The following is a 26634-nucleotide window of genomic DNA, read 5'->3' as shown; positions in this document are numbered from 1 at the left end:
AATTCTTGAATAGGGATCTGCTCCCCGTTTTGAAGAATCGGGCCAGATAATTAAATAAAATACCCGGAAATAAAGAGTGATTTACTTTGTATAGTAACGCGGACATAGAGTGAATATATAAAGTGATTGGTCTTCCCACAACGTATTTAATTAATGAAGATGGAATTATTGTCCACGGTTTTGCTGGAGCAGTAAAAAACGCCAATGAGATTGAAAAATTAGTTAACAAGATTAAATAAGATAACATATTGAGCTTTCAGTATTGAGATTATTTTAATGAATTTAGTGAGTCTAAACTAAATGAACAGTTCACTATCGGCGGGCAATTCACTAATAAGATCTGTTCTTCAAATTGGCCATTTAGTTCAATTACAAAGTTTTCTTAGCGTTTTAAGTGGGACAAGAATGAATAATGAAGTCGTTACAATAGAGGAGACGATTTAACGGGAAAGCAGGAGAAACATGATTATTAACAAAAAGATAAATCAGGATTTTAAGGCGGTAGTATCTCATGTCAAAAACACTTCTGAAATAGTTGATTGTTCTGGTGCAGCGGTTTTTATTATACAAAATGACGAAATCGTAACAGAGGAATACTGGGGGAAACATTCTAAAGCTTCTAGTGCAAGACATATTCAAGAAGACACCCAATTCCATATTGCTTCAGTGAGAAAGAACTACATTGGTTTTGCTGCTGCATACGCTGTTTATGAAGGGTTTATAAAGTCAATCGATGATTTGGTCACTGAATACCATTCTGATAATGAATCTGCACTTTTCGAAGGGATTACCATTAGGCATCTCTTAACGCATACGCATGGATTAAAAAGTAATGGGAAGGAAATCCAAAGAGAATTCTTGCCCGGAGAAAGTTGGGCTTATCGGGGCATCGGCATTGATACGTTAACAAAAGTCATTGAAAATGCCACGGGAAAGAGCATTGCAGAAATTCTAGCTGAACAGGCATTTAACAAAATGGGCTTTACCGAAACGGGCTGGTATTCAGAGTTGAACGAAAATCTGGTAGATGTTATAAGAGATCCGGATAATTCGAGCTGGTACGATGGAAAAAGCGTTTCTGGGAATGAACGAAATATGTACGTGTCTGCAAGAGAATTGGCTAAGTGGGGATACCTTCACCTCAAACAAGGATATATAAATGATGAAATGATTGTTTCAAGTGAAATAATAAACATGGCTACATCCTTACAAAGTCCAGATCTCATAGATAAAGAATTACCACAAAATGGTTGCTTATGGTTTGTTAAGGAATTACCTGCAAGTAAAACAGAAATAGGAGAACTTGTGCCTAAAGGGGCATTTCAGATTTTGGGTTATACAGGAGTTACTCTATTAGTTATACCTCAATTTGACCTTGTTGCGGTACGTGCGTTTAACAGCTTCGGATCTCCAAATGGATTCGATTATTTAGCTGATGTTCGTTCATTCGGTAATACCATAATGGAATGCTTGTTAAATTAGTGGGGCAGTTGTGGCATAAGGACAGTGCTGTAAATTGGCCAAATCGTAGAACAGGAATTTGTTAGATGAGATATTAGCGAACCTAGTTCGAGAAACATTTTTTGGAATGAAGGAGAGTTAATGGTGGCAACTAAAAAGTTATCAAGCATATTATTCTCGCTGATCTTTATGAATTTCATATTATTGGGATGTGCTACTGAAAAATCGGAACTTGTAAAAGTAAAAGGTACCGACTTGACTTATAGCGAGTATTTTAAGGCTTATGATGGTCTTGATGAGAGGGATAACGTGACATTCTACAAGCCTTTTCTAATAAATGAAGTCGAACCATTTTTGCCTGATCAAGTCAAAAATACTATGAATACAATCAACACAGATAAGCTACCATTCAAAGTGGACGAGGAGAAAGCCTATCTAGTCACTTCGAAAGACAAAAATGGGGCAATAAAGAACCAGGTACAGCTAAGCTATCTTGGCAAGGATGAGTATAAACAAACTGATGATTTTTTAATCATCTCAGTTACCGAAGCCGATAAGAATCCTTTGGAAACATACGATATAACTAATGATTTTGACTCGGTCGGAAACAAACTTATAAAGAAGCAGCTGACAGAAAATCTGCCTATCTATCAGCAAGTCCTTACAACGGATAGTGCGTTGCTCTATACCTATTATGAAGAAAATGAAAAAGGAATAATTACCATAGGGACTGCAGCTAATGAATTCTACGCATACTACAACGGACACATTTATCATATAGGCTATTCTTTGGATAGAGAAAAGAATGATGTGGAAATGCAGAAAAAGATGCTACAGCTTGTTCGTGAATTCATCTTAGCAAGCAAGTTACCTCAGTGACTAATTTACTGAAATAATAGGGAATGAATTTTGATTGTGCCACCACCGGGGGGGAATTGCGATAAATAGTGATCTTGTCTATAACGTAATCCGACCTTGATATTGCAATAGTAAAAATTTCAAATGAGTTTTAAAAAATGAGGAGGACATAACATGGAGCGAATGCCCTTTGAACGTTCAACTAACCATTATGATGAATATCTTTTACCTATTGATGAACAAATTTGTGCTTTATTAAAACAACGTAAGCATCTCTCAAACAACAATCCAGGTTTTCCATCTGATGATACGATCTCTAACTGGGCTATAAAGTACGATCTTTATGAAGATTATTTAAGTTCATTCTTCGGGACACTGAGAATGGAAGATTTTTTTAAACCACGTGTTGAACCGATTGGATTTAGAAAGCATATACCTGTTTTAAAATCAGTTGAAATAGATGACCGTTTATACTCGATCACATTTATACGACAGTATGAGAATGCTAGCGTTATAAATCTTAATGTCGATTGGGATGGTACAAATGATTCGCCACACCTACACGAGCACTGTGATTTTGAGTTATTTTTAGGAGAACAGTATGATTCTAGGCAAGATGGTGGAAGCGGATCCACAGGTTATTTCAAATATGACTACATTGTTTCTCCACCGGTACCTGACGATTTTTCAGGACTGGACTTAGTTTTTAGAGAATATAGTGACCATTTTAGGGTGAAGCCAACAGGCATCGAGTTTGTAATACATTTATAATGAATTTAACTAACAAAGGCGATTCTGATTGTATTGGTTATTTAGAGATGAAGTCAATATTTTAGTACTTGCTGTAATCAATCTATAAAAGTGGTATACTTAAAAAAGTAGCTACTTTAGCGGATGGGTGGTTTGGCACACCCTTTATATGTAAGGCATACTAAGAACGTTGCGTCCAGCGGCAACGTCTGCATGACATACGATGCAATAAACATGTTATTCTAATTTGGATTTATCCTCGCTGCAACAGCCGTTGTGGCGAGGGTTCCTCTATTTATCAATAGAAAGAAGTAACCACTCCGCTACTGCTAGCAAGCGGAGTGGTTACTTCTTGTAACACCGTATGTCTTTTAGTGACCTACCGCACTTAATGCGGATATCAGCTACCTCGACTGGGTGTTAGTGAACCTGATATTTTTTAGTGTATTATTAATTTATCAATATTAGACTAAAAATACACATGTTGAAAAATCCGTTAAGAATGATTATTAGCTATTATCTTTATAAGAAAAGTGTTTTATAATAAGGCATAGTGCTCCAATATCGCAATTGTGCCAAAAAGATTCGCTTTAAAGATAAGAAAAGGAGGCGAATAACGTGGGGAAATATCAATTGGATTACAAAGGGATGAAGGCAGTGTCAAAGTATCATGAAAAACTCAAGCCTGCCCAATTTGATAAAAAGCAGCAACTTGAAAAAATTCGTACGGCGTATTTGGAAAAAAAGCAAAAACAAACAGATAAATCGTCTGAATGAAAAAATAATATATGTGAACAAGCTGTTTTCATGTTATTTTTACTTTATGTGTAAGTATAGTAAGGAATTTATCTGTTTGGATATTACAAAAAAAGAAAAATTCCCGCCCTGCAATTAGGAGTATTCTTTGATTAGACCTGGCGACCGTATTATACATAAGAGCCAATGCTAGAAAACAGAGGTGTTCGCTTATGGGAATTATCTTGTTTGTTGTATCTTACATTTTTTTGAATATAGTCAGTTCAGCGCTATACGTTGGATTCTTACTTTTGATGTTTAGAGTCATGAAAAAGACTTTTACTATGAATGAAGAAAAATGGACCGGACTTTTTAAATATAAAGAAGGTCTTGGGTTGCGTTTTATGATGATATTCCCTTTCCTAATCACAATCGCTGTAATGTTTCCAGTAACTATATATTCGCTTAACTTAATAAACTTTGAGTATACGGTTTTAGGATATTTAGCTGTCATCATGTTGCCAGCGACTATTCTAATCTTTAATTTACCTAAGCTGAAAGCATAGAAAATACCTTTTAGAAAAGCTATTAAGCAAACAGAAGGATCAGCGCAAAATTTTGCATCGAATTGTGAAACTATTTTAATGGGAAAAGTCATTCCTCAAAATAGTTACAAGGGAAGAGAATATTCTATACACGACTAGCTCTTTTATAGATAAAACTTGAAATCTTTATATACAAAAAGACCATTCACTCCTGAATGGTCTTTTGTTGTATTTTTATTTATATACCGCGGCTCGTTTTCTCGATGATTAGTAGAAACGGAGGATGATTTTGTTGGTTGACGACTTCGTGCCGAACGACCTGATAGCGTTTGGAATCCAGCTGTTGAACAAATCCTACTACAGCATCTCGTTCTTCAGGTCCGCCGGGGTGACCATCATACACCGCAATCGTAATCATCCCTCCAGGCTTTAGCAACTTCAGTGTTTCTTGAAGCGCTTGTACAGTGGTGTCTGGATGTGTAATCACGGCATGGTCGTTTTGGTTAGGTAAAAACCCTAGGTTGAATACAGCAGCTGTTATTCCATCATGGACATATTTATGAATACATGCATGGCTGTCTAGGATTAACTCAGCGCGGCTGTAAAGATCGCCAAGACGTTCTTTTGTTGCATCAAGAGCTTGTTGTTGAATATCGAATGCGTATACTTTGCCGGTCGGACCTACGGCTTGCGCTAGAAAAACCGTATCATTGCCATTGCCCATTGTGGCATCGACCACAATGTCTCCTTCTGAAATCACTTCCGTCAGCAGCTGTTTGGAGTGTGGCAAAATGCGCCGCAATCGGAAGCCGCCGCCCTTCACAGGGGAGCGACCGCTTTCTTGTAATGCTTACCTTGCCAGCTGTCCCGACGTTCCAGTTCACGTGTGATGTCGTTCAATACATCCCACTTTGTGACACTCCACATCGGACCAATAAGTAAGTCAATTGGGCCGTCGCCAGTGATGCGATGAACAATCATTTCAGGTGGCAGCATTTCAAGCTGATCCACGACCAAATTCACATAAGTCTCTTGGTCCAGGAATTCGAGCATCCCTTTTTCATACTGCTTGACCATCGGTGTTCCTTTTAATAAATGAAGCAAGTGTATTTTAATGCCTTGTACATCCAGTTTAGCCACTTCACTCGCAGTTTCTTTCATCATATCCAAATCTTCACCAGGCAGTCCGTTAATAATGTGTGTGCACACGTTGATATTATGGTTGCGCAACTTTTGGACGCCTTCTTTATAAAGTTCGAAGTCATGGGCACGATTGACAAGTTTTGCTGTTTTCTCATGGACCGTTTGCAATCCAAGCTCGACCCATAAGTACGTGCGCTCATTCAGTTCTGCTAAATATTCGACGACATCGTCAGGAAGACAATCTGGACGTGTTGCGATGGACAAGGCAACAACGCCTTCTTGTGCTAGCGCTGCTTCGAATTTCTCTTTCAACTTTTCAAGAGGTGCATGCGTATTCGTATAAGCTTGGAAATAGGCCATATACTTACCGCTTTTCCATTTCTTATGCATACGGTCGCGTATTTCTGCAAATTGTACATCAATTGGATCAACGCGGTCTCCAGCAAAATCACCGGATCCAGCAGCACTGCAAAAAGTACATCCGCCAAATGCAACAGTGCCATCACGATTCGGACAGTCGAATCCAGCATCGAGAGCTACCTTAAATACTTTGAAACCGAATCGGTCTTTCAAATGACGTGACCATGTATGATAGCGTGTCCCGTCAGACGGAAACGGATAGTTGTTTTCTTCCATTGAAACCACTCCTTAAAGTGATAGTGTACCATCTTTTTACGTACAAACGTCATCTGAATAATTGAACATCATTTTTCATCTTGTCATTTAGCAAAGATAGGCATAAAATCATACTGAGCTTGTAAGATAGGAGGCGAGTATTCTTTGCCTAGAAAAGTATGGCTTTTAATCATTGGGATGTTTGTAAATGTAATCGGTAACTCGTTTTTGTGGCCGTTAAATACAATCTATATGCACGATTATTTAGGAAAGTCTTTGTCCGTTGCGGGTTTAGTATTGATGGCGAATGCAGGAGCAGGAGTCGTTGGTAATTTACTTGGCGGTTTTTTCTTTGACAAAATTGGCGGTTATAAGTCGATCATGGCGGGGATTTTAATATCAATTGCTGCATTGATCGGATTAGTTATTGACCATTCGTGGGGACCTTATGTCGTTTTGTTAACTGTTTTGGGATTTAGTGGGGGAATTATTTTCCCGAGTTTTTACGCAATGGTAGGTACCGTTTGGCCAGAGGGTGGAAGACGTTCCTTCAACTCGATTTACTTGGCACAAAACGTAGGGGTAGCGATTGGACCCGCGCTTGCTGGACTTGTCGCATCGTTCAATATTGACCTGATCTTCACCGCGAACCTTGCTTTTTATGTACTATTTTTCTTTATTGCGTTTTTCTTCTATAAACAAATGAGTATTGCTCCGGAAGTTCACACGTCGATTTTGAAAGAGAATACTGGCATCAAGAAAAAAGCGCCATTCATAGCGTTGTTGATTGTCATGATTGGGTATCTGTTAACATGGCTCGTATATTCGCAATGGGCAACAACGATTTCCACTCATGCAACATCTGTTGGAATTACTTTGACACAGTATAGCTTCATTTGGACAATTAATGGCTTGCTGATTGTAGTAGGACAACCACTTATTAAACCGCTCATAACACGTTTAGAGAATAAAGTGAAAATGCAAGTGTTATTTGGTTTGGGAATCATGCTTGTTTCGTTCTTTGTTGTCAGCTTTGCCAATACATTTAATGTGTTCATCGTTGCAATGATCATTTTAACATTTGGTGAAATGATTGCTTGGCCGGCTTTCCCTACGCTTGCAGATCAGCTAGCGCCTCGAGGGAAAGAAGGGTTCTATCAAGGAATTGTCAATTCTTCAGCGACAATCGGTAAAATGATAGGACCAATTGCCGGTGGTATTCTTGCAGATTTATATGGCGTCCAAATTGCTCTCTGGATTTTAACGGGGCTGATGAGTTTAGCAGTCATCCCGACACTTCTATATGACGCTCCACTGAAACGTAGTGGATATGAACCGAAAAGCCGATGATGCTTTTCGGTTTTTCTAATTTGTTTAATTGCAAAATACGAAATGGTCTGATTAAATAAAGATAGGTATTCGTAGGAAAATTGCATGGGCACAGGAGGTCTGTCAGATGAAAACGATTTACAAATCGGCACAAGAAGCGGTGGAGCCAATTCAAGATGGGATGACACTTATGGTAGGTGGATTCGGCCTTGTCGGGATTCCGGAGCAACTCATTTTAGCCCTCGTTGAAAAGGGAGTCAAAGACTTAACGATTATTTCAAATAACTGTGGGATCGATGATTGGGGACTAGGTCTTCTATTAAAAGAAAAGCAGATTAAGAAAATGATTGCTTCTTATGTAGGTGAGAACAAAGAATTTGAACGTCAAGCGCTGTCTGGCGAACTAGAAGTGGAGTTGACACCTCAAGGAACACTCGCTGAGAAAATCAGAGCAGGTGGTGCAGGTATTCCCGCATTCTTCACACCCGCTGGCGTAGGAACTGAAATTGCTGAAGGCAAAGAAATTCGAGTATTTAACGGTAAAGAATATGTACTTGAAGAGTCATTGACTGCCGACTTTTCACTTGTGCGTGCGCTGAAAGCGGATACATTCGGAAATTTGGTTTACAACAAAACGGCGATGAACTTTAACCCGATGATGGCCGCAGCAGGGAATGTGACGCTTGCTGAAGCTGAAGAAATTGTAGAAGTTGGACAGCTTGAACCGGGATTCATCCATACACCAAGCATTTACGTTCAAGGACTTTTGCAAGCTGAGCAGGAAAAACGAATTGAACGATTGACGACACGATAAGGGAAGGGGACGAAAGACAATGACGACAGCGAATTCCAGAGAACTAATTGCACGACGAGCAGAAAAGGAAATAGCAAATGGAGACTATGTCAATCTCGGGATCGGCATGCCGACTCTCGTAGCAAATTACATATCCCCCGACAAGACGGTCGTGTTGCAGTCAGAGAATGGATTACTTGGAATCGGACCGTTTCCTACTGAAGACGAAGTGGATCCTGATCTCATTAACGCGGGAAAAGAGACCGTGACTGCAAGTATAGGTGCAGCTTACTTTGACAGTGCGGAATCGTTTGCGATGATCCGAGGCGGACATATTGATGTTGCGATTCTTGGAGGGATGGAAGTATCTGAAAAAGGAGACCTTGCGAACTGGATGATCCCAGGAAAAGTGATTAAAGGGATGGGCGGAGCTATGGATCTTGTGCACGGTGCTAAAAAAATCATCGTGATTATGGACCACGTGTCTAAAAAAGGCGAGCCGAAAATAAAGAAACAGTGTGATTTGCCGTTGACCGGTAAACAAGTTGTGAATAAGATCATAACAGAGCGTGGGCTAATTGAAGTGACACCTGACGGACTGGTTTTAAAAGAGGTGTTTGAAGGCTATACTGTCCAAGACGTCATAGATTCCACAGGAGCGGACTTGAAGATTGATGTTAACGCATGAGTCTCCTCATGAAAAGCTTGTCATTACCCTTTCATTCCAGTAAAATGAATTTCAATAGAGTTTGACGTTGACGGAGAGTAGTAGGCAGGAATGACCTTTTCAGAGAGCTGACGATGGCTGCGAGTCAGTAAGGAATCCTGGTGAACTCAACTTCCTGAGTCTGCACGTGAGTGAGCGTTCGATCGTGCCGTTATTTCCGCGTTAAGGAGTCAAGTTGGGCGGTGTATGCCGTCAATTTGGGTGGTACCGCGGGAACCTGTCTTCACTCTCGTCCCTTGTTTAGTGGGGACGGGAGTTTTTTTATTTTGAATAGGAGGAACTGAATTATGAGCTACAAGCACCTTGAGATTGAACAAAAATGGCGTGACTATTGGAAAGAAAACCAAACGTATAAAATGACGGACGATCCGTCGAAACCAAAATTCTATGCATTGGATATGTTCCCATATCCATCAGGTGCTGGACTTCACGTCGGCCACCCACTAGGGTATATTGCGACAGATATTTTGAGTCAGTTCAAACGTAAGCAAGGCTACAATGTATTGCACCCAATGGGTTGGGATGCGTTTGGTCTTCCAGCTGAGCAATATGCACTTGATACAGGTAATGACCCAGCTGAGTTTACAGCGAAGAACATTGCGACATTCAAGCGCCAAATGGATGAGCTTGGATTCTCATATGACTGGGATCGTGAAGTAAATACAACAGATCCAAAGTATTACAAGTGGACGCAATGGATTTTCATCCAACTGTATAAGCGCGGACTTGCGTATATGGACGAAGTGGCAGTGAACTGGTGTCCTGCGCTTGGTACAGTACTAGCGAACGAGGAAGTTATCGATGGAAAATCTGAACGTGGCGGACATCCAGTAGAACGTCGTCCGATGCGCCAATGGGTGCTTCGTATTACGGAATATGCGGATCGTTTGCTTGAAGACTTGGATGATCTCGACTGGCCGGAAAGCCTGAAAGACATGCAGCGTAACTGGATTGGTCGTTCTGAAGGCGCTCAGTTGACGTTTACTGTTGAAGGCAGCGAGCAATCATTTGATGTCTTCACAACACGTCCTGATACGATTTTTGGTGCAACATATGCAGTTCTTGCGCCTGAGCACAAATTAGTGGATAAGATTACGACTCCAGAGCAAAAAGACGCGGTTGCTGCGTATTTGGATAAAGTGAAACTTAAGAGTGATCTCGAGCGCACAGACCTTGCGAAAGAGAAAACTGGTGTATTCACTGGTGCGTATGCAGTGAACCCAGCTAGTGGCGAGAAAATGCCAATCTGGATCGCAGATTATGTCCTTGTTTCATACGGAACAGGCGCAATCATGGCAGTTCCAGCTCACGATGAGCGTGATTACGAGTTTGCGAAAGAATTCGGCTTGACGATTACAGAAGTGGTTGCTGGCGGAGATATCGAGAGTGAAGCTTATACAGGCGAAGGTACTCACGTGAACTCAGGTTTCCTAGATGGTCTAGGGAAAGACGAAGCAATTGAAAAGTCAATTGCATGGCTTGTTGAAGAAGGTAAGGGCGAAAAGAAAATCACGTATCGTTTGCGCGATTGGTTGTTCTCCCGCCAACGTTATTGGGGCGAGCCAATTCCAATTATCCATTGGGAAGATGGCACGATGACTGCTGTTGACGAATCAGAATTGCCTCTTGAACTTCCTGTAACGGGTGATATCCGTCCAAGTGGAACAGGTGAATCTCCACTTGCGAACATTACGGAGTGGGTAGATGTAGTCGATCCGAAGACAGGCATGAAAGGTCGTCGTGAAACGAATACGATGCCACAATGGGCGGGTAGCTGCTGGTATTACTTGCGCTATATCGATCCGAAAAATGATGAGATGCTGATCGATCCTGAATTAGCGGAGCGTTGGTTGCCGGTAGATATCTATGTAGGTGGAGCAGAACACGCAGTTCTTCACTTGCTCTATGCACGTTTCTGGCACAAAGTGTTGTACGATATCGGTGTTGTTAAAACGAAAGAGCCATTCCAGAAGTTGTTCAACCAAGGAATGATTCTCGGTGAAGGTAACGTGAAAATGTCGAAATCACTTGGTAACGTTATTAATCCGGATGATATCGTTCACTCTCATGGTGCGGATACATTGCGTATTTATGAAATGTTCATGGGGCCGTTGGAAGCTTCTAAAGAATGGTCTACCAATGGATTAGACGGTTCACGGAAGTTCCTCGATCGCATTTGGCGCTTGTTCGTCAATGAAGACGGTACACTTGGAAGTAAAATCGGCGGAGAATCCGATGGAACACTCGACAAAGTGTACAACCAGACGGTTAAAAAGGTTACGGAAGACTTCGAAAGCATGCACAATAACACGGCAATTTCGCAACTTATGGTATTTATCAATGAATGCTATAAAGCAGATCGCGTGCCGACTGAATATGCTAAAGGCTTTGTATTGCTTATGTCACCAATTACTCCTCACTTGGCTGAAGAGCTTTGGGAGAAGTTGGGCAATGAAGGATCAATCACTTATGTTCCTTGGCCAACATATGACGCGGAAAAGTTAGTGGATGATACAGTGGAAATCGCTGTTCAAATTAACGGTAAAGTTCGTGCGAAGTTAGAAGTCGATAAAGACATTTCAAAAGAAGAGTTGGAAAAAGCAGCACTTTCCAATGAAGAAGTTCAAAAATGGATTGATGGCAAAGAGTTGAAGAAAGTCATCGCGATTCCAGGACGTTTGGTTAACATTGTAGCGGTTGGATAATTAATGTGGCACGGAAGAGGGGCTGATCTCTCTTCCGTGTTTTTTTGTGGGGTTGGAAAGGTGGAGGCATGACCCTACCCGTTCCCATGTTCAACCCGCTCGTTTCGCATTGGAAACCGCCCGTTCCCACGACGCACCCTATCGATTCCTCAATCAAAAAAAATAGCCAAAACGTTCCGCGAATCGAAACGTCTTGGCCAATTAGTTATCCCATCATCTTTTCTGAAGCACGTAAACTCGCATTCATGCCAGCGAGCCTACCAGTAACAAGTGCAGACGTAATATTATAACCACCTGTATAACCATGGATATCAAGGATCTCACCGCAGAAATACAAGCCATCTTTTTTACGTGAAGCCATCGTTTTCGGTTCGATTTCTTTCACCGACACACCGCCGCCTGTAACAAATGCTTTTTCAATTGGTTGCGTGCCGTTCACTTTCATTTGGAAGGTCTTCAGCAGATTTGCGAGTTTCCGGATCTTTTCCGAAGAGAACGTATTCGCAGGTTCGTTCGCATCCATGTCGGCTTGTTCGAACAAGAACAATAACCAACGCTCAGGCGCGATTCCTTTCAATGCATTCTTCAAAGCTTTTTTAGGATCTTCTTTCAACGTCGCTGTTAGCTGCTGAAAAACTTGTTCTTCATTGTCGTCTGGCAATACATCAATTTTAATGACAACAGGCTGATCACCGTTTTTCATACGCTCTTTTACGACGTATTGACTGCATCGTAAAATAGCTGGACCACTGAGTCCGAAATGGGTGAACAGCATGTCCATCTGATGTGTCACAAGAATTTTGCCTTTTGCGTTCAACACAGATACTGCTGCGTCGCGAAGCGCGAGTCCCTGAAGTTCTTTTGCCACAATGAATTTTTCATTGGATAATAAGGGAACCTCCGTCGGATACAACGTCGTCACGGTATGTCCTGCCTGTTCAGCCCACGGATAGCCATCTCCTGTACTGCCCGTGTGAGGGACGGCTTTTCCACCAACTGCGACGACGACGGATTTAGCGCGAATCTCTTCACCGTCCAATAACCGGACACCGAGAATTTCGTCTTCGTTCATGAGCAACTTTTTCACTTTCGTTTCCGTCCTGATTTCAACGCCCAATCTTGCCATTTCGCTTAGCAACGCATTGACCACGTCTTTTGCTTTGTTTGAAACAGGGAACATGCGACCATGATCCTCTTCTTTTAACGCCACACCAAGACCTTCGAAAAATGAAATAATGTCTTCATTGTTAAAGACCGAAAACGGTCCATATAAAAATCTTCCGTTGCCGGGGATGTGTTTTACAATTTCTTCTACAGATAGTCGGTTTGTCACGTTACACCGTCCGCCACCTGAAATGGCTAGCTTATTACCAAGTTTTTTTCCTTTATCGAGTAAGAGCACGCGGTTCCCGGATTCTGCAGCTGCAATTGAAGCCATCAATCCTGAAGGACCGCCACCAATAATAATTACGTCAACCATATAAATCACACTTTCAGTTTTTCTACAGTATACAACACTAATGGGGATAAAACATTGTGAAATATGTTCCTGCGGAGTAAACTGTAAAGTAGTTTGACTGAACTCAGTGAAAACCTATAGCGAGTGTTACGGATTTTGAAAAATCTGTATTTTATGTCGCCTAGGTGTAATTGAAAGATGGGAAGGAATAATTTAATGGCATCTAATCTTGTTAAAGGCACTGCGATTTTAACGATCGGCCTATTTTTATCAAAAGCACTCGGGCTGTTGTATGTAATTCCTTTTTACAGCATCGTCGGAGAGAAAAATGTGGGTCTTTATCAGTACGCATATATTCCCTATAATATTGCACTCTCTATTGCAATCTCCGGTGCTCCACTTGCGGTTTCTAAATTTGTCTCCAAGTACAATGCGTTAGGGGACTACGCTACAGGTAGGAAGTTAATGAAGTCGAGTATTGGCGTTATGGCGTTGACGGGAGTTCTAGCCTTTTTAGCACTTTACTTTATGGCGGAACCGATTGCTCATATGGTCATTAAAGATGACGAGCAACAGTTCACGGTCCAAGATATTGCATCTGTCATACGTTGGGTCAGCTATGCGTTATTGGCTGTTCCAATAATGAGTGTGATCCGTGGTTTTTTACAGGGATACCAGAAGTTCGAACCAACGTCGGTATCGCAACTGGTTGAGCAGATTGTCCGGATAGCGGTAGTCTTAATTGGGGCATATCTCGTAGTTGACGTTCTTGGTGGTTCACCTAAGACCGCTGTTAAATTTGCCGTGTTCGCTGCATTCATTGGCGCACTTGCAAGTTTGGCTACTCTATTGCTTTACTGGAAGAAGTATAGGCCAGAATTGAATGGGTTACTACAGAATAGCCCTCCAGCTGGAGAAATTCCTGTTTCAACCATCTACAAAGAAGTCATTACGTATATTTTACCATTTGTATTAGTAGGTGTTATTAACCCGCTGTATCAGTTTGTAGATATGATTACGTTTAATGGCACGATGTCTTCTATCGGCTTAGCTAAAGTGACGGATATGTATTTAACGATGCTCAATTTCTTGACTCACAAAATCGTTATGATTCCTGTAATGGTGGCAACTGGATTTTCCATGGCGCTGATTCCAGTGATGACGACGTATTATGCAAAGGGTGACCAAAAAGGAATAACCCGGTCGCTCGATCAAACCTACCAGATCATGTTGTTCTTAACGATTCCAATGGTAGTAGGCATTATGGCATTATCCAGTGAAACGTATCAAATATTATATCAACAAAACGCGATTGGGGCTGATGTGCTAAGAAGTTATGCACCTGCAGCAATCCTATTCGGTTTATATACAGTAACCGCGGCCATTTTGCAGGGAATAGATAAGCATAAGTGGATTGTCTTTACATCCCTTCTTGGATTGCTTTTCAAACTCATTTTAAATGTACCGCTTATCAAAATGTTTGAAGTGAATGGTGCCATTGCTGCAACTATTATCGGATATGCAATCGCTGTCGGTGTAAACATTTTTGTCATCAAGAAAGAATTGAACTACCAATCAAAACTTGTCGTTCGTCGAACAATCCTGATTCTATTCTTCAATGCAATCATGCTAGCTGCTGTATTACTGACACGGTATGTTCTCTATGCAATCCATGTTCCTGAAGGAAAACTACAGGCGTTATTTTACCTAATGATTTGTAGTGGAGTAGGAATGATCGTTTACGGTTTCTTGTCATTCAAAAGCGGACTTGCACAAAAGTTACTTGGAGACAAAATCACACGAATTACAAAGAAATTGGGCTTGGGGAGATCATAATTGAGACTTGACAAATTACTTGGAAATAATGGTTTTGGTACACGGAAAGATGTGAAACAGCTCGTACGAAAAGGGACAGTCCGTGTGAATGGGGTGACTGCGAAAGATCCTGGCGCTCATGTGGATCCCGAAAAGGATTCAGTGGATGTGTTAGGTGAGCCCGTCATTCACCAGGAATTCATCTACATTATGATGAACAAACCACCTGGAGTCATTTCCGCAACTGAGGACAAATGGGACCAAACTGTAATTGACTTACTTTCTGAGAACGAACAACGTTTCGAGCCATTTCCTGTTGGGCGTCTTGATAAAGATACAGAAGGACTACTGCTCATTACGAATGATGGTAAGCTTACACACGAGCTGTTGTCACCGAAAAAGGATATACCGAAAACGTACTATGCGAAGATTGATGGGAGAGTAACGGAAGAGGATGTGATTGCTTTTTCAAAAGGCGTCACGCTTGAAGATGGTTTCCACACAAAACCAGGAATTTTGAACATAATCATTTCTGATTCTGTCTCAGAAATTGAACTGACCATTACGGAAGGAAAATTCCATCAAGTAAAGAGGATGTTTGAAGCGGTCGATAAAAAAGTGGTCTATTTGAAAAGGGTGTCGATGGGCAATCTGTTGCTGGATGAGTCACTTCCGTTAGGACATTTTAGGGAGCTGACACAACAGGAGTTGAACGAAGTAGATCCACGAAAAAAGGGCTGAATTGCTTGAGGCAATTCAGCCCTTTTTTTGAGGCTGGGCGGCCATAGATAAGCGTTAAGAAGGCAATTTCACTTTTCTTGCTGTCGTTGTCCATTGGCCACGAACCGGACTCGTAATGAGGTCATTGTACTCCAGGACATTTAAATCCCGTTGTGCGGTACGCGCCGTGATGCTAAATTCTTGGACTACATTCTCTGTGGTGACAGTACCATTACCATAGATGTACAAATAGACATCTTTAATACGGGTCAGCATTCGATCTGTAGCAGGATTCAACTTTGAACCACTCCTTCATCATCAATTTCCAATCGACTTGGTTTGAGACGTGGAAATGTTACGTTAGCTCTTCGAAATCGCCTTTGCTCCGCACATCCTCTCCAGCAAAATTTAGTCAGACTGTTTGTTCTGACAATACTAGTATAACGTATATTGTTGAAAAAGTATGCTAAAATCGCTTGTGATTCTAGCATTCCAACAGCAAGTGGAAAGTTCTTTATTTTCTTTTAAGAACATGGGAAAATGGAGAGAACTGTTTTGACAGCAAACAAACGCTCGCCAAATTAACTGAACTCACATAGACTGTATGTAAACAGCCACAATTCAATTGTAACTGAGAGGAGCATAATGATGACAATTTACTTTAATAACGGGGTATACGCAGATAAAGAAACGATGAAGGTATCAATTGATGATCGGGGTTACTATTTCGGTGATGGTGTGTATGAAGTCATTAAAGTATATGAAGGAAAGCTTTATACCGCGCAGGAACACTTTACTAGGTTTTTGCAAAGTGCAAAAAAAATCCGTCTAGACCTACCTTATACAATTGAGGAGTTTACGGAAATCGCAAAAAAATTAGCTACTGATAATGGTATAATAGAAGGACACGTCTATATTCAAGCAACTCGTGGTGCTGCTCCCCGGATGCATAACTTCCCTGGTGAAGATGTCAAGCCGATGATTACGGCTTATGCCATTCATAATCCACGCCCGCTCTCTAAGATTAAAGAAGGGGTAGCCGTGAAAACAACAGATGATATCCGTTGGTTACGCTGTGACATTAAGAGCTTGAATTTGTTAGGAAATGTATTGGCAAAACAAGAAGCTCACGAAGCGGGTTGCGCAGAAGCGGTATTTGTGCGCGATGGAATTGTTACGGAAGGTTCTTCTTCAAATATGTTTGGTGTGAAAGACGGGATCCTTTACACACATCCTGCAACTAACTTGATCTTAAATGGGATTACACGTAGAGTCGTGCTGAAATTATGTGCGAAACATAGTATCGGTGTCATGGAAGAGCCATTCACTCTAGAGCAATTCAATGAAATGGATGAACTATTCCTTACCTCTACAACATCAGAGATCACACCGATCGTTTCCATTGACGGTAAATCTGTCGGAGATGGTGCACCAGGTAGATTGACGGAACGATTACAGCAAGTTTTTGAGGAAACAATCCACGAACTAAAAATGAAAATTAACTGAATCAGAAAGCGCAGGTGAGTCGAAAGATGGCCCAGCTTGTCAAAATGCTCGATTACGTCTCGCGTTATGAACATGATTTGTCTCGTTATACGAACCAGTTCATCCGCCTGAAAAGATCTCAATGGGATCGGATGAAGCGACAGTGGGACAACGGAGTCGATTTAGCCAGTTGGCAAATTGCTGCGGGTGAGGAAACGTTAGAAAAGAAATCAGAAAAGGATATTGGTACTCAAGAGGAAGTGGGGAAAAAACGTTTTTCCTCGTTATCTCGCTTCCTTCCTTTTCGAAAAGAAGAACAAATGGAAGCCCTTGGTACAGAACCTTCTATAGAAGTGGATGAGCTACAGTTCACTCCAAATATTATCCAAGACCCACGTTCGATCCAACAGTTACGCAAGTTGTATATCGATCAGCTTTTTCACTTTCAGTTAAAATGGGCGAGTTCTACGCTGACAGAACGATCTCGAATAGACGGGAAATTCATGAGGGACAAGCTGCTTCATGATTTCTTAGAGAGCTTGCCAGATAGCTATTTACTTTTCTATTATCCTGTTTTGAAAATAAAAAAAGCACCTGTCGAATTGGAAGTTGTCCTTATGACACCCGTGGAATGTATTTGTATGACAATTCTACAAGCAGAGGAAGGTTCCGTATTAGTAGGAAGTGGAGAACGATTTTGGACCAAAAAGCTGGGTGAAAAAGAATCCAAATTACTGAATCCAACAATTGGCTTAAACCGAATGGGGAAAATTGTGTCCAGCCTGTTTACGTCTGCTGAAGTGGACTTTCCAATTCGTAAAATCTTACTTTCCAGAGAGAGCTACATTGACTTCCCAGGAGTTGCACATGACATACAAATCATTGATCGAAGAGATTACCCTAAATGGTTAGAAAAAGAGAAGAAGTCTAGTATTCCGATGAAATCCAAACAGTTTAGGGCTGCACAAGTCTTATTAGATCTTTGTCAAACTACGGCTGCGAGCCGACTGTTTGAGACAGAAGAAGAACAATTAGAAACCGAACAAGAATAAATAAGAATAATTTAGAAGAGAGTTGTTGAACGATGAGATTACGTCATAAACCATGGGCGAAAGATTATTTAGATGAGCATGCGGGTATTGTCATAAAGGAGCCAGAAACGAAAAGTGGGAAGTGGTCCACTATATTCGGGAATGACAACCCTGTACATGTAGAAGTAGGTACTGGGAAAGGTCAGTTTGTTGTTGGAATGGCACTTGCAAATCCCGACATCAACTACATCGGAATCGAGCATTTTGATAGCATTATTGTATCTGCAGTTGAAAAAGTGGTAGATTCAGGAGTTCCAGCTAATCTGAGATTGCTTCGCGCCAATGGGAAAGAGCTTACCGATATTTTTGAAAAAGGAGAAGTCTCGCGTGTGTATTTGAACTTCTCGGATCCTTGGCCTAAAACGAAACATGCTAAACGACGACTTACTCATGGCACGTTTTTAAGTTTATATCAGGCTGTCATGCCTGAAGGTGGAGAAATACATTTTAAGACAGATAACCGCGGATTATTTGAGTACTCGCTCGTATCGTTGTCTGAGTACGGAATGCGTTTGTTGGATGTATCACTGGACTTGCATGCCCAAGTGCCTGAAGATAACGTCATGACAGAATATGAAGAGAAGTTTTCAGCTAAAGGACAACCAATCTACCGTCTGGAAGCAAAGTTCATGAGCAAAGTATAATTCAACCAAAAGGGGATGTTTGAATGGATACATACAATTTTCACGATATGAAACTCACATGGCTGGACGGCGGCGTCAACTATTTGGATGGGGGAACGATGTTTGGCGTTGTTCCGAAAGCAATGTGGGCTAAAAAGTATGCACCTGATGAGAACAACTTGATTGAATTGCGGACTGATCCAATATTACTTCAATTTCAAGGGGAGAATTTGTTGATAGATTCTGGTATTGGTAAAGGAAAATTGGATGAAAAGAAAAAACGTAACTTAGGAATCCGTGCGGAAACCCGAGTTGCAGAGAGTCTTTCAGAGCTTAACTTAACTGTTGAAGACATCGATATGGTGCTCATGACGCATTTGCATAATGATCATGCGGCTGGCCTAACAGAATGGCAAGGAGACAAACTTGTTTCTGTTTTTTCGAATGCCGAGATTTATGTCTCGCAAATTGAATGGGATGAAATGCGTGATCCAAACATCCGCTCAAGAAATACCTATTTCAAGGAAAATTGGGAGCCGATACAAGACCAAGTAAAGCCGTTCGATAAAGAGTTTTCACCTTTGCATGGAGTCACGATGGTTCACACAGGTGGTCACAGCGATGGTCACAGCATTATCCGTCTTGAGCAAAACGGAGAGACGATGATCCATATGGCGGACATCATGCCGACGCATGCACACAGCAATCCACTTTGGGTCCTAGCGTTTGATGACTACCCAATGGATTCCATCTTCGCAAAAGAAAAGCTCATGAAAGAAGCTCGCCAAGAAGGTCATCGTTTCTTCTTCTACCACGACGCCGTTTACCGGATCGTTCGTTTCGACGAGACTGGTAAAAACGTAGTCGAGTCGATAGGGAGAACTCGTTGATATACTGTTGAATGGGCGTAGCAGATGCAGGCTTCGGTGAAAGATCATTGACACTGATCAAAGCATCCACCTTTAACGAAAGTCAATACTGTTTACGCTCTAATTTATTTTAAGCAGATTTAAAGGGACTGACCCAAGGAGTCATTTCACATGATCTCATGGGGCAGTCCCTTTTTCATTGTTGGATAAGGCTTAATGATTAATTTTTAACAAGCTCGACAACAGTTCCTGTTTTAGCGTCTGCTGCAAATTCATATTGTTCCAAGATGCCATTTTTAATGCGGGAAACTCCGCCTCTGTATACGTTCATGGAAATTACGTTATTTGTGAACGGCTCGGTTTTCATCACAATCCAAGAACCATCAATCGGTCCTTCTTTTTTAAATGCATCTTTTACTGTCTTTAATACTTGCTCAGCTGGAACAGAAGAGTTTGCACGATCTACGGCTTCTTTGACGACCAATCCTGCAGCTGCACCGGTAAGAACGCCGGCAGCAAATTCTTTGAACTTCATATGGACAGCACCCCTTAGTAGTCGTTTTAATAAGTGTATCATACCACTTTCAATTTGAATAAGCGAGACTCCTCACTCTATTCTTTCGAGACACGAATTAGACCATTGGTATTTTCGACTGAATTGTTCTACAATACTTAATGTACATAATTTAAAGTGGAGGTAATCCTTTTATGAATAACGAAACTCTTGCAATGTTTAAAACGCTAACAGAATTACCAGGTGCGCCCGGAAATGAGCATGCCGTACGAAATTATTTACGGGGAGAACTTGAAAAATATTCGGATGAAATGATTCAGGACAATTTGGGAGGCATTTTTGGTGTTCGCAAAGGACCCGAGAATAGCCCTAAAATAATGGTAGCTGGACATATGGACGAAGTCGGTTTCATGATTTCTGGAATTACGGAAAATGGTATGCTCCGTTTCCAAACATTGGGTGGCTGGTGGAACCAAGTAATGCTTGCACAACGTGTGGAAATTATTACGGATAAAGGTGTAATTCCAGGCGTTATCGGATCCATTCCCCCACATCTTTTGACAGACGAACAACGCGCTAAGCCTATGGACGTGAAAAACATGCTGATTGACATCGGTGCTGATGATTTGGAAGATGCAAAGCGCATCGGAATTCGGCCCGGTCAACAGGCTTTGCCAGTTTGCCCATTCACTCCGATGGCAAACGAAAAAAAGATTATGGCAAAAGCATGGGATAACCGATATGGTTGCGGTCTTGCACTAGAGTTGCTGAAGGAAGTAAAAGACGTAGACCTTCCAAACCAGCTTTTCTCTGGAGCGACTGTAATGGAAGAAGTCGGACTCCGCGGTGCTCAAACTGCTGCAAATATGATCGATCCTGATTTGTTCTTCGGACTTGACGCAAGTCCTGCAAATGATATGTCCGGTAGCAAGACAGAATTTGGTCAGCTCGGTAAGGGAACACTACTGCGCATTCTGGATAGAACGATGATCACTCACCGTGGGCTTCGTGAATTCATCCTCGATACGGCGGAAACCAATAACATTCCTTACCAGTATTTCGTCTCCCAAGGTGGAACGGATGCAGGTAAAGTTCATATATCAAACGATGGTGTACCAAGCGCTATAATCGGTATCTGTTCCCGTTACATTCACACATCCTCATCGATCATTCATACGGATGATTATGCGGCCGCGAAGGAACTTCTTGTTAAATTAGTGACAACTTGTGACAAAACAACTCTTGAAACAATTAAGCAAAACGTTTAAGTTCCAATTGCGATGCAACGATATAAAAGCAGTCGGTAACAGAGTTTAATCTGTAACCGACTGCTTTTCATTGTGTATTCTAGTGACTTGCGGTTCTGATGGTTGCGCGGATAAGTGCTGACAGCTAAACTATACATACTGTACTGAAGCGGAGGCGAAGATGTGATTCGGAAATATACCCACTTATTAACAGCGGCAGTTTTATTACTTGTCCTTACGGGATGTGGTCGAACTGTTGAAGAACAAACAGATGAAGCAATGCAATCAGCACGAGATGCATTTGAGATGAACCGTAAACAACCAACTGAAGCAATAGATGGAGTCGAATTCTATAAGCCAATCGGCTGGACAGCGGATGTGATGAAAGCAGAGCGCACAATGGAGCTTTCAAAAGGCACTCAAACTTATACCGCACAGTTTGATCCGAATGCAAAGCAAGACTCGCAAGTGTATTATGAGTTATTAATGGCAGATTCAAGTAAAAAATACATCCAGCTACAAACTTTTTCCGATGCAGGTGTCTTCGGATTTGCTGCAATTAGTGCCCATGGAGATTCTTCGGTTGAAGTTGTGACGGGATCTGGTCCCGTTCAAGTGACTGCTATTGTGCAAAAAGAAGATCTTGTTACAGCAATCGAGCGTATGATGGAAATCGCTAGTTCTGTACAAATAGATTCGTAAAGCTATAACATTTTAAAAGAGGTGAAAACATTGAAATCAGAACAATTAGTGGAAGAACTGAAAAAACGCCTTCCTTCGCAAAACTTTGAATGGAAGTTTGATAAAAAAGCGGATCGAGTACGTCTCGATCATAAAGGGCTACATAGGGGGATGGACATTTCCCTGCCTGAAATACTTTCGAAATATGAACTGAAATCAGACGCAGCGATTGAAGAAGTCGTCTACACCATTCAAGAGACATTTAATGCAATGGAAGCTGAACAGCAACAAGGATTCAATGAAAATGCCATCATTCTTCCTGTGATCCGTTCTACTTCGTTCCCGAAAGAATCTAAAGCGGGTAGCCCATTCCTTGTGAAACCTCATACGGCAGAAACAGCAATCTACTATGCTTTGGACCAAGGGAAAACTTATCGCTTGATAGACGAAAGTATGCTGTCATCACTTGGCAAGACTGAGAAAGAAATTACGGAAGCGGCATTATTTAATGCCCGAAAACTGCCGACAGATGTTAAAGTAGATGAAGTAGCGGGCAATAACTATTATTTCCTCAACATAAATGATGGATATGATGCAAGCCGTATTTTAAATGCTTCATTTTTAAAGGAGATGTCTTCCCGTATTGACGGTCATATGACGGTCTCTGTGCCTCATCAAGATGTATTGATCATCGGAGATATCCAAAATGACACAGGATATGATGTCCTGGCTCAAATGACGATGCACTTCTTCACTGTAGGGACAGTGCCGATTACGTCTTTGTCGTTCCTCTATTACGATGGGGAGCTGGAACCTATTTTCATCATGGCCAAAAATCGTGTCGCAGAAAAAGGAGAGAAAAAGAAATGAACGTCTTTATTAACCAGCATGGTGTAGGTGACGTGTTGATGGTACAACTGACAACAGAGCGTCCTGAGCAAACAGAAATTGAATCAAAAGGTGATATTACACTTATTAAAGCCGCGCAAGAAGGTAAACCGGTAGCATTCAACGTATTTCACGCAACTCAATACGTAGGTGAGCATGCGGATGGTTCTATTGAATTGACACCTGAACTCGTTGCGAAGATTCAAGAAGCACTTGAAAAGAACAGTGTCTCACTGGAGCTAAATGTAGATTTCAGTCCGAAATTCGTTGTAGGACACGTTGTTTCAAAAGAAAAGCACCCAAATGCGGACAAGCTTAATATTTGTAAGGTGAACGTAGGAGAAGAGACTTTACAAATCGTCTGTGGAGCACCGAACGTTGAAAGTGACCAAAAAGTAGTAGTTGCAAAAGTGGGAGCTGTGATGCCATCTGGTATGATTATTCGCGACGCAGAACTACGTGGAGTTCCGTCTTCAGGAATGATTTGTTCTGCAAAAGAATTAGCGTTACCGGATGCGCCAGCTGAAAAAGGTATTCTTGTATTATCTGCAGATGCAAAAGTTGGAAGTGCATTTACAAACTGAAAATAGTTCTGTTAACAGAGAAGCTAGTTTAGTTCTCTGTTTTTTTGAGGAAAAATTCAACAAGCCGTATGTTGTTTTTATCAAAAAAAGATAGTTGAAGCGACCTATGATACCGTTTCGTTTCCTTCCTAGCACACGACTATTTGATTTTATCCTTGTTTTTCTGTTAAAATAGGTTGATTGAAATGAAAAGAGTGATAGAGTGAGTTGGATTAAAAAAACTATGGGTCGTATGTTCGGCTCGCAATCTGATGAGACAATTGAAGACTTGAACACAGAATCACCTGAGCTAGAACAACCGCAAGAACCAACCCCGCCGCAGCGGCCGGCATTTAGATTTCCTATGATTACTGATGCTGAAATTTATGGATGGGAAGAAGATCCCGATGAACCTGTACAAATAAAGCAAGAAGTAGCACCTTTAGTAGAAAAAGATGACCCATCTGAATCGATACCGTTATACAAAAATAACAGATGGCCTGCAGAACCACCTATAGGAAAAATCCATAGAGCAGGTAATAGAGCGAAATATAAAGAACTTACAGAAAAAAATAGAACCGTAAAACCTGAATTAGAAAAAACAGTTAAACGTAAAACAGAAATTGTGAAACAACGCACTAACAAACCGTTTACACCAACGGAAGTTCCTTCACCTGTATATGGATTTTCACAACCAAAAAGAACCAATGCGAAAATTGAACATGAGATCACTTCTAGTCATGGGAGTGAACCAAATACGAGAGAGCATCGACCGTCGAATCTCTTCTTGCCGAAAGAAGTATTACCTTCTGGAAGAAAAATTGGATCACTTTCTAATGGGACTAAGAAAACCAGCCAGTACTCCGAAACCGAAAATGAAGTTGACGAAGTAATGGATGAAATGCATGAACCTTCTATGACTGAATCGAATCAGTCAGAATCAGAGTTAGTTAGGTTGGAAGAAAGCGTGTCGCTTCCTTCAACGACGGATCACATAAATTCTGAATCCGAACCTATTGAAAAAATGGAAGAGGATACAGTTGAAGAGAGTGTGCAAATTGCAGTTTTAGAGCATGAACCTGAAGAAGTCCATCAAGTGATTTCGGTGCAGGATGAGTCAGTAAATGAATTACCTGAGAAACTTGACGTAGTGGCCGCAGAGGATGAGATTACTGAACCAACTGAGCCTGTAAAAGCGGATTCCAAAGAATTGTATGATGAAGAGGGCAGTAGTGTTCCATTTGTAGAGGAATCCACTACACCCCCTGAACTAGATAGAAGCAAACATGAAAAAATTGTTCCTTTTAATGTCGTCATGTTGAAAACTGATAAAGAGAAGCAACAGTTACGCACGCTTGCCGTTTCGAATGCTGAAGCAATCAAAGAACCTGCTCCAACGCCTATGAAAAACGAGCAATTATCTGATGTTAGCGAAGAGATTCAACCAGCAAAGCCAGTATCTCAGATTCAGCCTGGAATGAGGCAGAACAGTCAACAGGTTGAATTGGTTCAACCAGCACCACTTACGAGCATAGCAACGTTATCAGAGGAACCGGAGGAGGAGCAACAAGTGCTTCCTCATTATGTTTTCCCTTCTATTGAAGATTTGCTACCAGCTGAAGAGCAGCAAGAAGATACGGAATGGCTAACTTCACAATCTGAGAAGCTAGTCGAAGCGCTGTCTCATTTTTCAGTAGAAGCAGACATATTAGAAGCTGTTCAAGGACCCACAGTTACGCGTTTTGAGTTGACAGTCGGATTTGGAACTAAAGTTAGCAAAGTCCGTAATTTAACAGATGATCTGAAATTAGCTCTTGCGGCAGAAGATATCCGTATTCAGGCACCTATCCCTGGTACAAGCTCGATCGGGATTGAAATACCAAATCGGACAACACGTCCTGTCCGAATTTCAGAAGTCATTGATACTGATAAGTTCACCAGTTCGGATTCACCACTCGAAGCGGTACTTGGATTGAGTTTAACAGGGGAACCGGTAACAATCGACTTGCGTAAAATGCCACACGGAATGATTGCAGGTGCAACAGGATCAGGGAAATCGGTATGCATTAACTCAATTCTCGTGAGTCTATTGTACAAAGCTTCGCCAACAGAACTTAAAATGATGTTGATTGACCCTAAAATGGTGGAATTAGCGCCATTCAATGGCATTCCACATCTTATTAGCCCTGTTATCACTGATGTAAAGGCTGCGACAGCCGCTTTAAAATGGGCAGTCGATGAGATGGAGCGGCGTTATGAGCTATTTGCGCATGCGGGTGCTCGGAATATTGAGAGATATAACCAGATGGCAGAAGCGAATCGTCAATTTGCACAAAAGATGCCATATTTACTCATTGTCATCGATGAGCTTGCAGATTTGATGATGGTTGCACCGAATGATGTGGAAGTATCGATTAGTCGAATTGCTCAAAAAGCAAGAGCATGTGGTATTCACCTGATTATTGCAACGCAGCGCCCATCAGTTGATGTTATTACTGGCATCATTAAGGCAAATATTCCAACACGTATTGCATTTGCTGTGTCTTCTCAAATCGATTCCCGTACGATTATCGACGGTGCAGGAGCTGAACGCCTTCTTGGTAGGGGAGATATGTTGTATATCGGAAACGGACAATCATCACCCATCCGTTTACAAGGCACATTTGTAACAGATGACGAAATTGAATGCATTATTGACCACGTTAAAAGTGAAGCCTCACCAGAGTACTTATTCGGTCAGGAAGATCTGCTTGCTGCTGTTGTTGAAGAAGAGGAATCAGATCCACTGTTCACTCAAGCCTGCTCCTTCATCATTGAGCAGGGGAGCGCGTCGACTTCACTTATGCAGCGTCACTTTAGTATTGGATACAATCGTGCTGCGAAAATTATGGATCGCATGGAAGCGCATGGCTTCATATCAGAACAACGAGGAAGTCGTTCTCGGGATGTGTATTTAACAGAAGCAGACTTGGAGTTATTTCTGAATCCTGATCATGAAGCATAAGAATAAGAATATGA

The 26634-nt window shown here is 41.4% G+C and carries 24 protein-coding genes and 1 other annotated feature; of the genes, 19 read left to right on the top strand and 5 right to left on the bottom strand.

The window, feature by feature from the left end:
* Positions 1-462: 462 nt before the first annotated feature.
* From N693_RS0117540 to N693_RS20415, 4 genes are all read left to right on the top strand, one after another.
* Positions 463-1482: a serine hydrolase gene (locus N693_RS0117540; RefSeq protein WP_025786134.1), complete on the top strand. Its 1020-nt coding sequence runs from the start codon at positions 463-465 to the stop codon at positions 1480-1482.
* Between the two features lie 123 nt (positions 1483-1605).
* Complete coding sequence (locus N693_RS0117535; protein WP_025786133.1) at positions 1606-2340, top strand: hypothetical protein; 735 nt, start codon at positions 1606-1608, stop codon at positions 2338-2340.
* Between the two features lie 153 nt (positions 2341-2493).
* On the top strand, positions 2494-3090 hold the full coding sequence (locus N693_RS0117530; protein WP_025786132.1) for a hypothetical protein: 597 nt from the start codon (positions 2494-2496) through the stop codon (positions 3088-3090).
* Positions 3091-3687: 597 nt separating this feature from the next.
* Positions 3688-3846, top strand: coding sequence for a hypothetical protein (locus N693_RS20415; protein ID WP_025786131.1), 159 nt, complete (start codon positions 3688-3690; stop codon positions 3844-3846).
* Positions 3847-4587: 741 nt separating this feature from the next.
* Here N693_RS20415 and N693_RS0117515 read toward each other — a convergent pair.
* Positions 4588-5151, bottom strand: a complete 564-nt coding sequence (locus N693_RS0117515; protein WP_253271223.1) for a class I SAM-dependent methyltransferase — start codon at positions 5149-5151, stop codon at positions 4588-4590.
* Between the two features lie 17 nt (positions 5152-5168).
* Complete coding sequence (locus N693_RS0117510) at positions 5169-6128, bottom strand: TIGR01212 family radical SAM protein (RefSeq protein WP_025786128.1); 960 nt, start codon at positions 6126-6128, stop codon at positions 5169-5171.
* A 144-nt stretch (positions 6129-6272) separates the two neighbouring features.
* Between N693_RS0117510 and N693_RS0117505 the strand changes: the two genes are divergently transcribed.
* The 4 genes from N693_RS0117505 to leuS all read left to right on the top strand — a co-directional run bounded on the left by N693_RS0117505 (position 6273) and on the right by leuS (position 11661).
* Positions 6273-7457 (top strand): MFS transporter, encoded by a 1185-nt coding sequence (locus N693_RS0117505; protein ID WP_025786127.1) that lies wholly within the window; start codon positions 6273-6275, stop codon positions 7455-7457.
* Positions 7458-7563: 106 nt separating this feature from the next.
* The gene (locus tag N693_RS0117500) at positions 7564-8250 is read left to right on the top strand and encodes a CoA transferase subunit A (RefSeq protein ID WP_025786126.1); all 687 of its coding nucleotides are present in this window, start codon (positions 7564-7566) and stop codon (positions 8248-8250) included.
* 19 nt (positions 8251-8269) lie between these two features.
* Positions 8270-8917, top strand: coding sequence for a 3-oxoacid CoA-transferase subunit B (locus tag N693_RS0117495; RefSeq protein ID WP_025786125.1), 648 nt, complete (start codon positions 8270-8272; stop codon positions 8915-8917).
* Positions 8918-8975: 58 nt separating this feature from the next.
* Positions 8976-9196: a binding site (T-box leader), on the top strand.
* 47 nt (positions 9197-9243) lie between these two features.
* Entirely contained in the window at positions 9244-11661 is a 2418-nt protein-coding gene (leuS, locus tag N693_RS0117490) for a leucine--tRNA ligase (protein ID WP_025786124.1), read from the top strand.
* A gap of 205 nt (positions 11662-11866) precedes the next feature.
* On the opposite strand, the gene N693_RS0117485 is transcribed toward leuS, so the two are convergent.
* Positions 11867-13141, bottom strand: coding sequence for an NAD(P)/FAD-dependent oxidoreductase (locus N693_RS0117485; RefSeq protein WP_025786123.1), 1275 nt, complete (start codon positions 13139-13141; stop codon positions 11867-11869).
* A 195-nt stretch (positions 13142-13336) separates the two neighbouring features.
* Between N693_RS0117485 and N693_RS0117480 the strand changes: the two genes are divergently transcribed.
* Together N693_RS0117480 and N693_RS0117475 are read left to right on the top strand one after the other, a co-directional pair.
* Positions 13337-14956, top strand: coding sequence for a polysaccharide biosynthesis protein (locus N693_RS0117480; RefSeq protein ID WP_025786122.1), 1620 nt, complete (start codon positions 13337-13339; stop codon positions 14954-14956).
* A complete protein-coding gene (locus N693_RS0117475) occupies positions 14957-15676 on the top strand; it encodes a pseudouridine synthase (RefSeq protein WP_025786121.1) in 720 nt (239 codons plus the stop codon).
* A gap of 54 nt (positions 15677-15730) precedes the next feature.
* Here the strand turns inward: N693_RS0117475 and N693_RS0117470 are convergent, their stop codons facing one another.
* On the bottom strand, positions 15731-15952 hold the full coding sequence (locus N693_RS0117470; protein WP_025786120.1) for a DeoR family transcriptional regulator: 222 nt from the start codon (positions 15950-15952) through the stop codon (positions 15731-15733).
* 351 nt (positions 15953-16303) lie between these two features.
* On the opposite strand from N693_RS0117470, the gene dat reads away from it, so the two are divergent.
* Genes dat through N693_RS0117450 form a run of 4 tightly spaced genes read left to right on the top strand, consistent with a single transcriptional unit; the run spans position 16304 to position 19744 of the window.
* On the top strand, positions 16304-17161 hold the full coding sequence (gene dat, locus N693_RS0117465) for a D-amino-acid transaminase (protein WP_025786119.1): 858 nt from the start codon (positions 16304-16306) through the stop codon (positions 17159-17161).
* Between the two features lie 26 nt (positions 17162-17187).
* The gene (locus N693_RS0117460) at positions 17188-18192 is read left to right on the top strand and encodes a hypothetical protein (protein WP_025786118.1); all 1005 of its coding nucleotides are present in this window, start codon (positions 17188-17190) and stop codon (positions 18190-18192) included.
* A gap of 32 nt (positions 18193-18224) precedes the next feature.
* A complete protein-coding gene (gene trmB, locus N693_RS0117455) occupies positions 18225-18875 on the top strand; it encodes a tRNA (guanosine(46)-N7)-methyltransferase TrmB (RefSeq protein WP_025786117.1) in 651 nt (216 codons plus the stop codon).
* A gap of 23 nt (positions 18876-18898) precedes the next feature.
* On the top strand, positions 18899-19744 hold the full coding sequence (locus N693_RS0117450; RefSeq protein ID WP_025786116.1) for an MBL fold metallo-hydrolase: 846 nt from the start codon (positions 18899-18901) through the stop codon (positions 19742-19744).
* Positions 19745-19943: 199 nt separating this feature from the next.
* On the opposite strand, the gene N693_RS0117445 is transcribed toward N693_RS0117450, so the two are convergent.
* Positions 19944-20258: a PepSY domain-containing protein gene (locus tag N693_RS0117445; RefSeq protein WP_025786115.1), complete on the bottom strand. Its 315-nt coding sequence runs from the start codon at positions 20256-20258 to the stop codon at positions 19944-19946.
* Between the two features lie 173 nt (positions 20259-20431).
* Between N693_RS0117445 and N693_RS0117440 the strand changes: the two genes are divergently transcribed.
* From N693_RS0117440 to N693_RS19775, 5 genes are all read left to right on the top strand, one after another.
* Entirely contained in the window at positions 20432-21505 is a 1074-nt protein-coding gene (locus N693_RS0117440; RefSeq protein ID WP_025786114.1) for a M42 family metallopeptidase, read from the top strand.
* Between the two features lie 162 nt (positions 21506-21667).
* Complete coding sequence (locus N693_RS0117435) at positions 21668-22186, top strand: hypothetical protein (protein WP_025786113.1); 519 nt, start codon at positions 21668-21670, stop codon at positions 22184-22186.
* Positions 22187-22216: 30 nt separating this feature from the next.
* Complete coding sequence (locus tag N693_RS0117430) at positions 22217-23035, top strand: DUF1444 domain-containing protein (protein WP_025786112.1); 819 nt, start codon at positions 22217-22219, stop codon at positions 23033-23035.
* Positions 23032-23637: a YtpR family tRNA-binding protein gene (gene ytpR / locus N693_RS0117425; protein WP_025786111.1), complete on the top strand. Its 606-nt coding sequence runs from the start codon at positions 23032-23034 to the stop codon at positions 23635-23637. Before N693_RS0117430 ends, ytpR begins: the two co-directional genes overlap by 4 nt.
* A 202-nt stretch (positions 23638-23839) precedes the next feature.
* Positions 23840-26620: a DNA translocase FtsK gene (locus tag N693_RS19775; protein ID WP_025786110.1), complete on the top strand. Its 2781-nt coding sequence runs from the start codon at positions 23840-23842 to the stop codon at positions 26618-26620.
* Positions 26621-26634 lie beyond the last annotated feature (14 nt).

It is taken from the genome of Sporosarcina sp. D27 (assembly GCF_000586555.1).
GTDB lineage: Bacteria > Bacillota > Bacilli > Bacillales_A > Planococcaceae > Sporosarcina.
Note: the sequence above shows the minus strand (reverse complement) of the source record. Positions and strands in the feature narration are given on the sequence as shown.

Coding starts and splice junctions, on each gene's coding strand:
- leuS (WP_025786124.1), top strand. CDS start 9,244: ATGAGCTACAAGCACCTTGAGATTGAACAAAAATGGCGTGACTATTGG.
- N693_RS0117530 (WP_025786132.1), top strand. CDS start 2,494: ATGGAGCGAATGCCCTTTGAACGTTCAACTAACCATTATGATGAATAT.
- ytpR (WP_025786111.1), top strand. CDS start 23,032: ATGAACGTCTTTATTAACCAGCATGGTGTAGGTGACGTGTTGATGGTA.
- N693_RS0117495 (WP_025786125.1), top strand. CDS start 8,270: ATGACGACAGCGAATTCCAGAGAACTAATTGCACGACGAGCAGAAAAG.
- trmB (WP_025786117.1), top strand. CDS start 18,225: ATGAGATTACGTCATAAACCATGGGCGAAAGATTATTTAGATGAGCAT.
- N693_RS0117485 (WP_025786123.1), bottom strand. CDS start 13,141: ATGGTTGACGTAATTATTATTGGTGGCGGTCCTTCAGGATTGATGGCT.
- N693_RS0117440 (WP_025786114.1), top strand. CDS start 20,432: ATGAATAACGAAACTCTTGCAATGTTTAAAACGCTAACAGAATTACCA.
- N693_RS0117445 (WP_025786115.1), bottom strand. CDS start 20,258: ATGAAGTTCAAAGAATTTGCTGCCGGCGTTCTTACCGGTGCAGCTGCA.
- N693_RS0117510 (WP_025786128.1), bottom strand. CDS start 6,128: ATGGAAGAAAACAACTATCCGTTTCCGTCTGACGGGACACGCTATCAT.
- N693_RS0117500 (WP_025786126.1), top strand. CDS start 7,564: ATGAAAACGATTTACAAATCGGCACAAGAAGCGGTGGAGCCAATTCAA.
- N693_RS0117540 (WP_025786134.1), top strand. CDS start 463: ATGATTATTAACAAAAAGATAAATCAGGATTTTAAGGCGGTAGTATCT.
- N693_RS0117480 (WP_025786122.1), top strand. CDS start 13,337: ATGGCATCTAATCTTGTTAAAGGCACTGCGATTTTAACGATCGGCCTA.
- N693_RS0117460 (WP_025786118.1), top strand. CDS start 17,188: ATGGCCCAGCTTGTCAAAATGCTCGATTACGTCTCGCGTTATGAACAT.
- N693_RS0117450 (WP_025786116.1), top strand. CDS start 18,899: ATGGATACATACAATTTTCACGATATGAAACTCACATGGCTGGACGGC.
- dat (WP_025786119.1), top strand. CDS start 16,304: ATGACAATTTACTTTAATAACGGGGTATACGCAGATAAAGAAACGATG.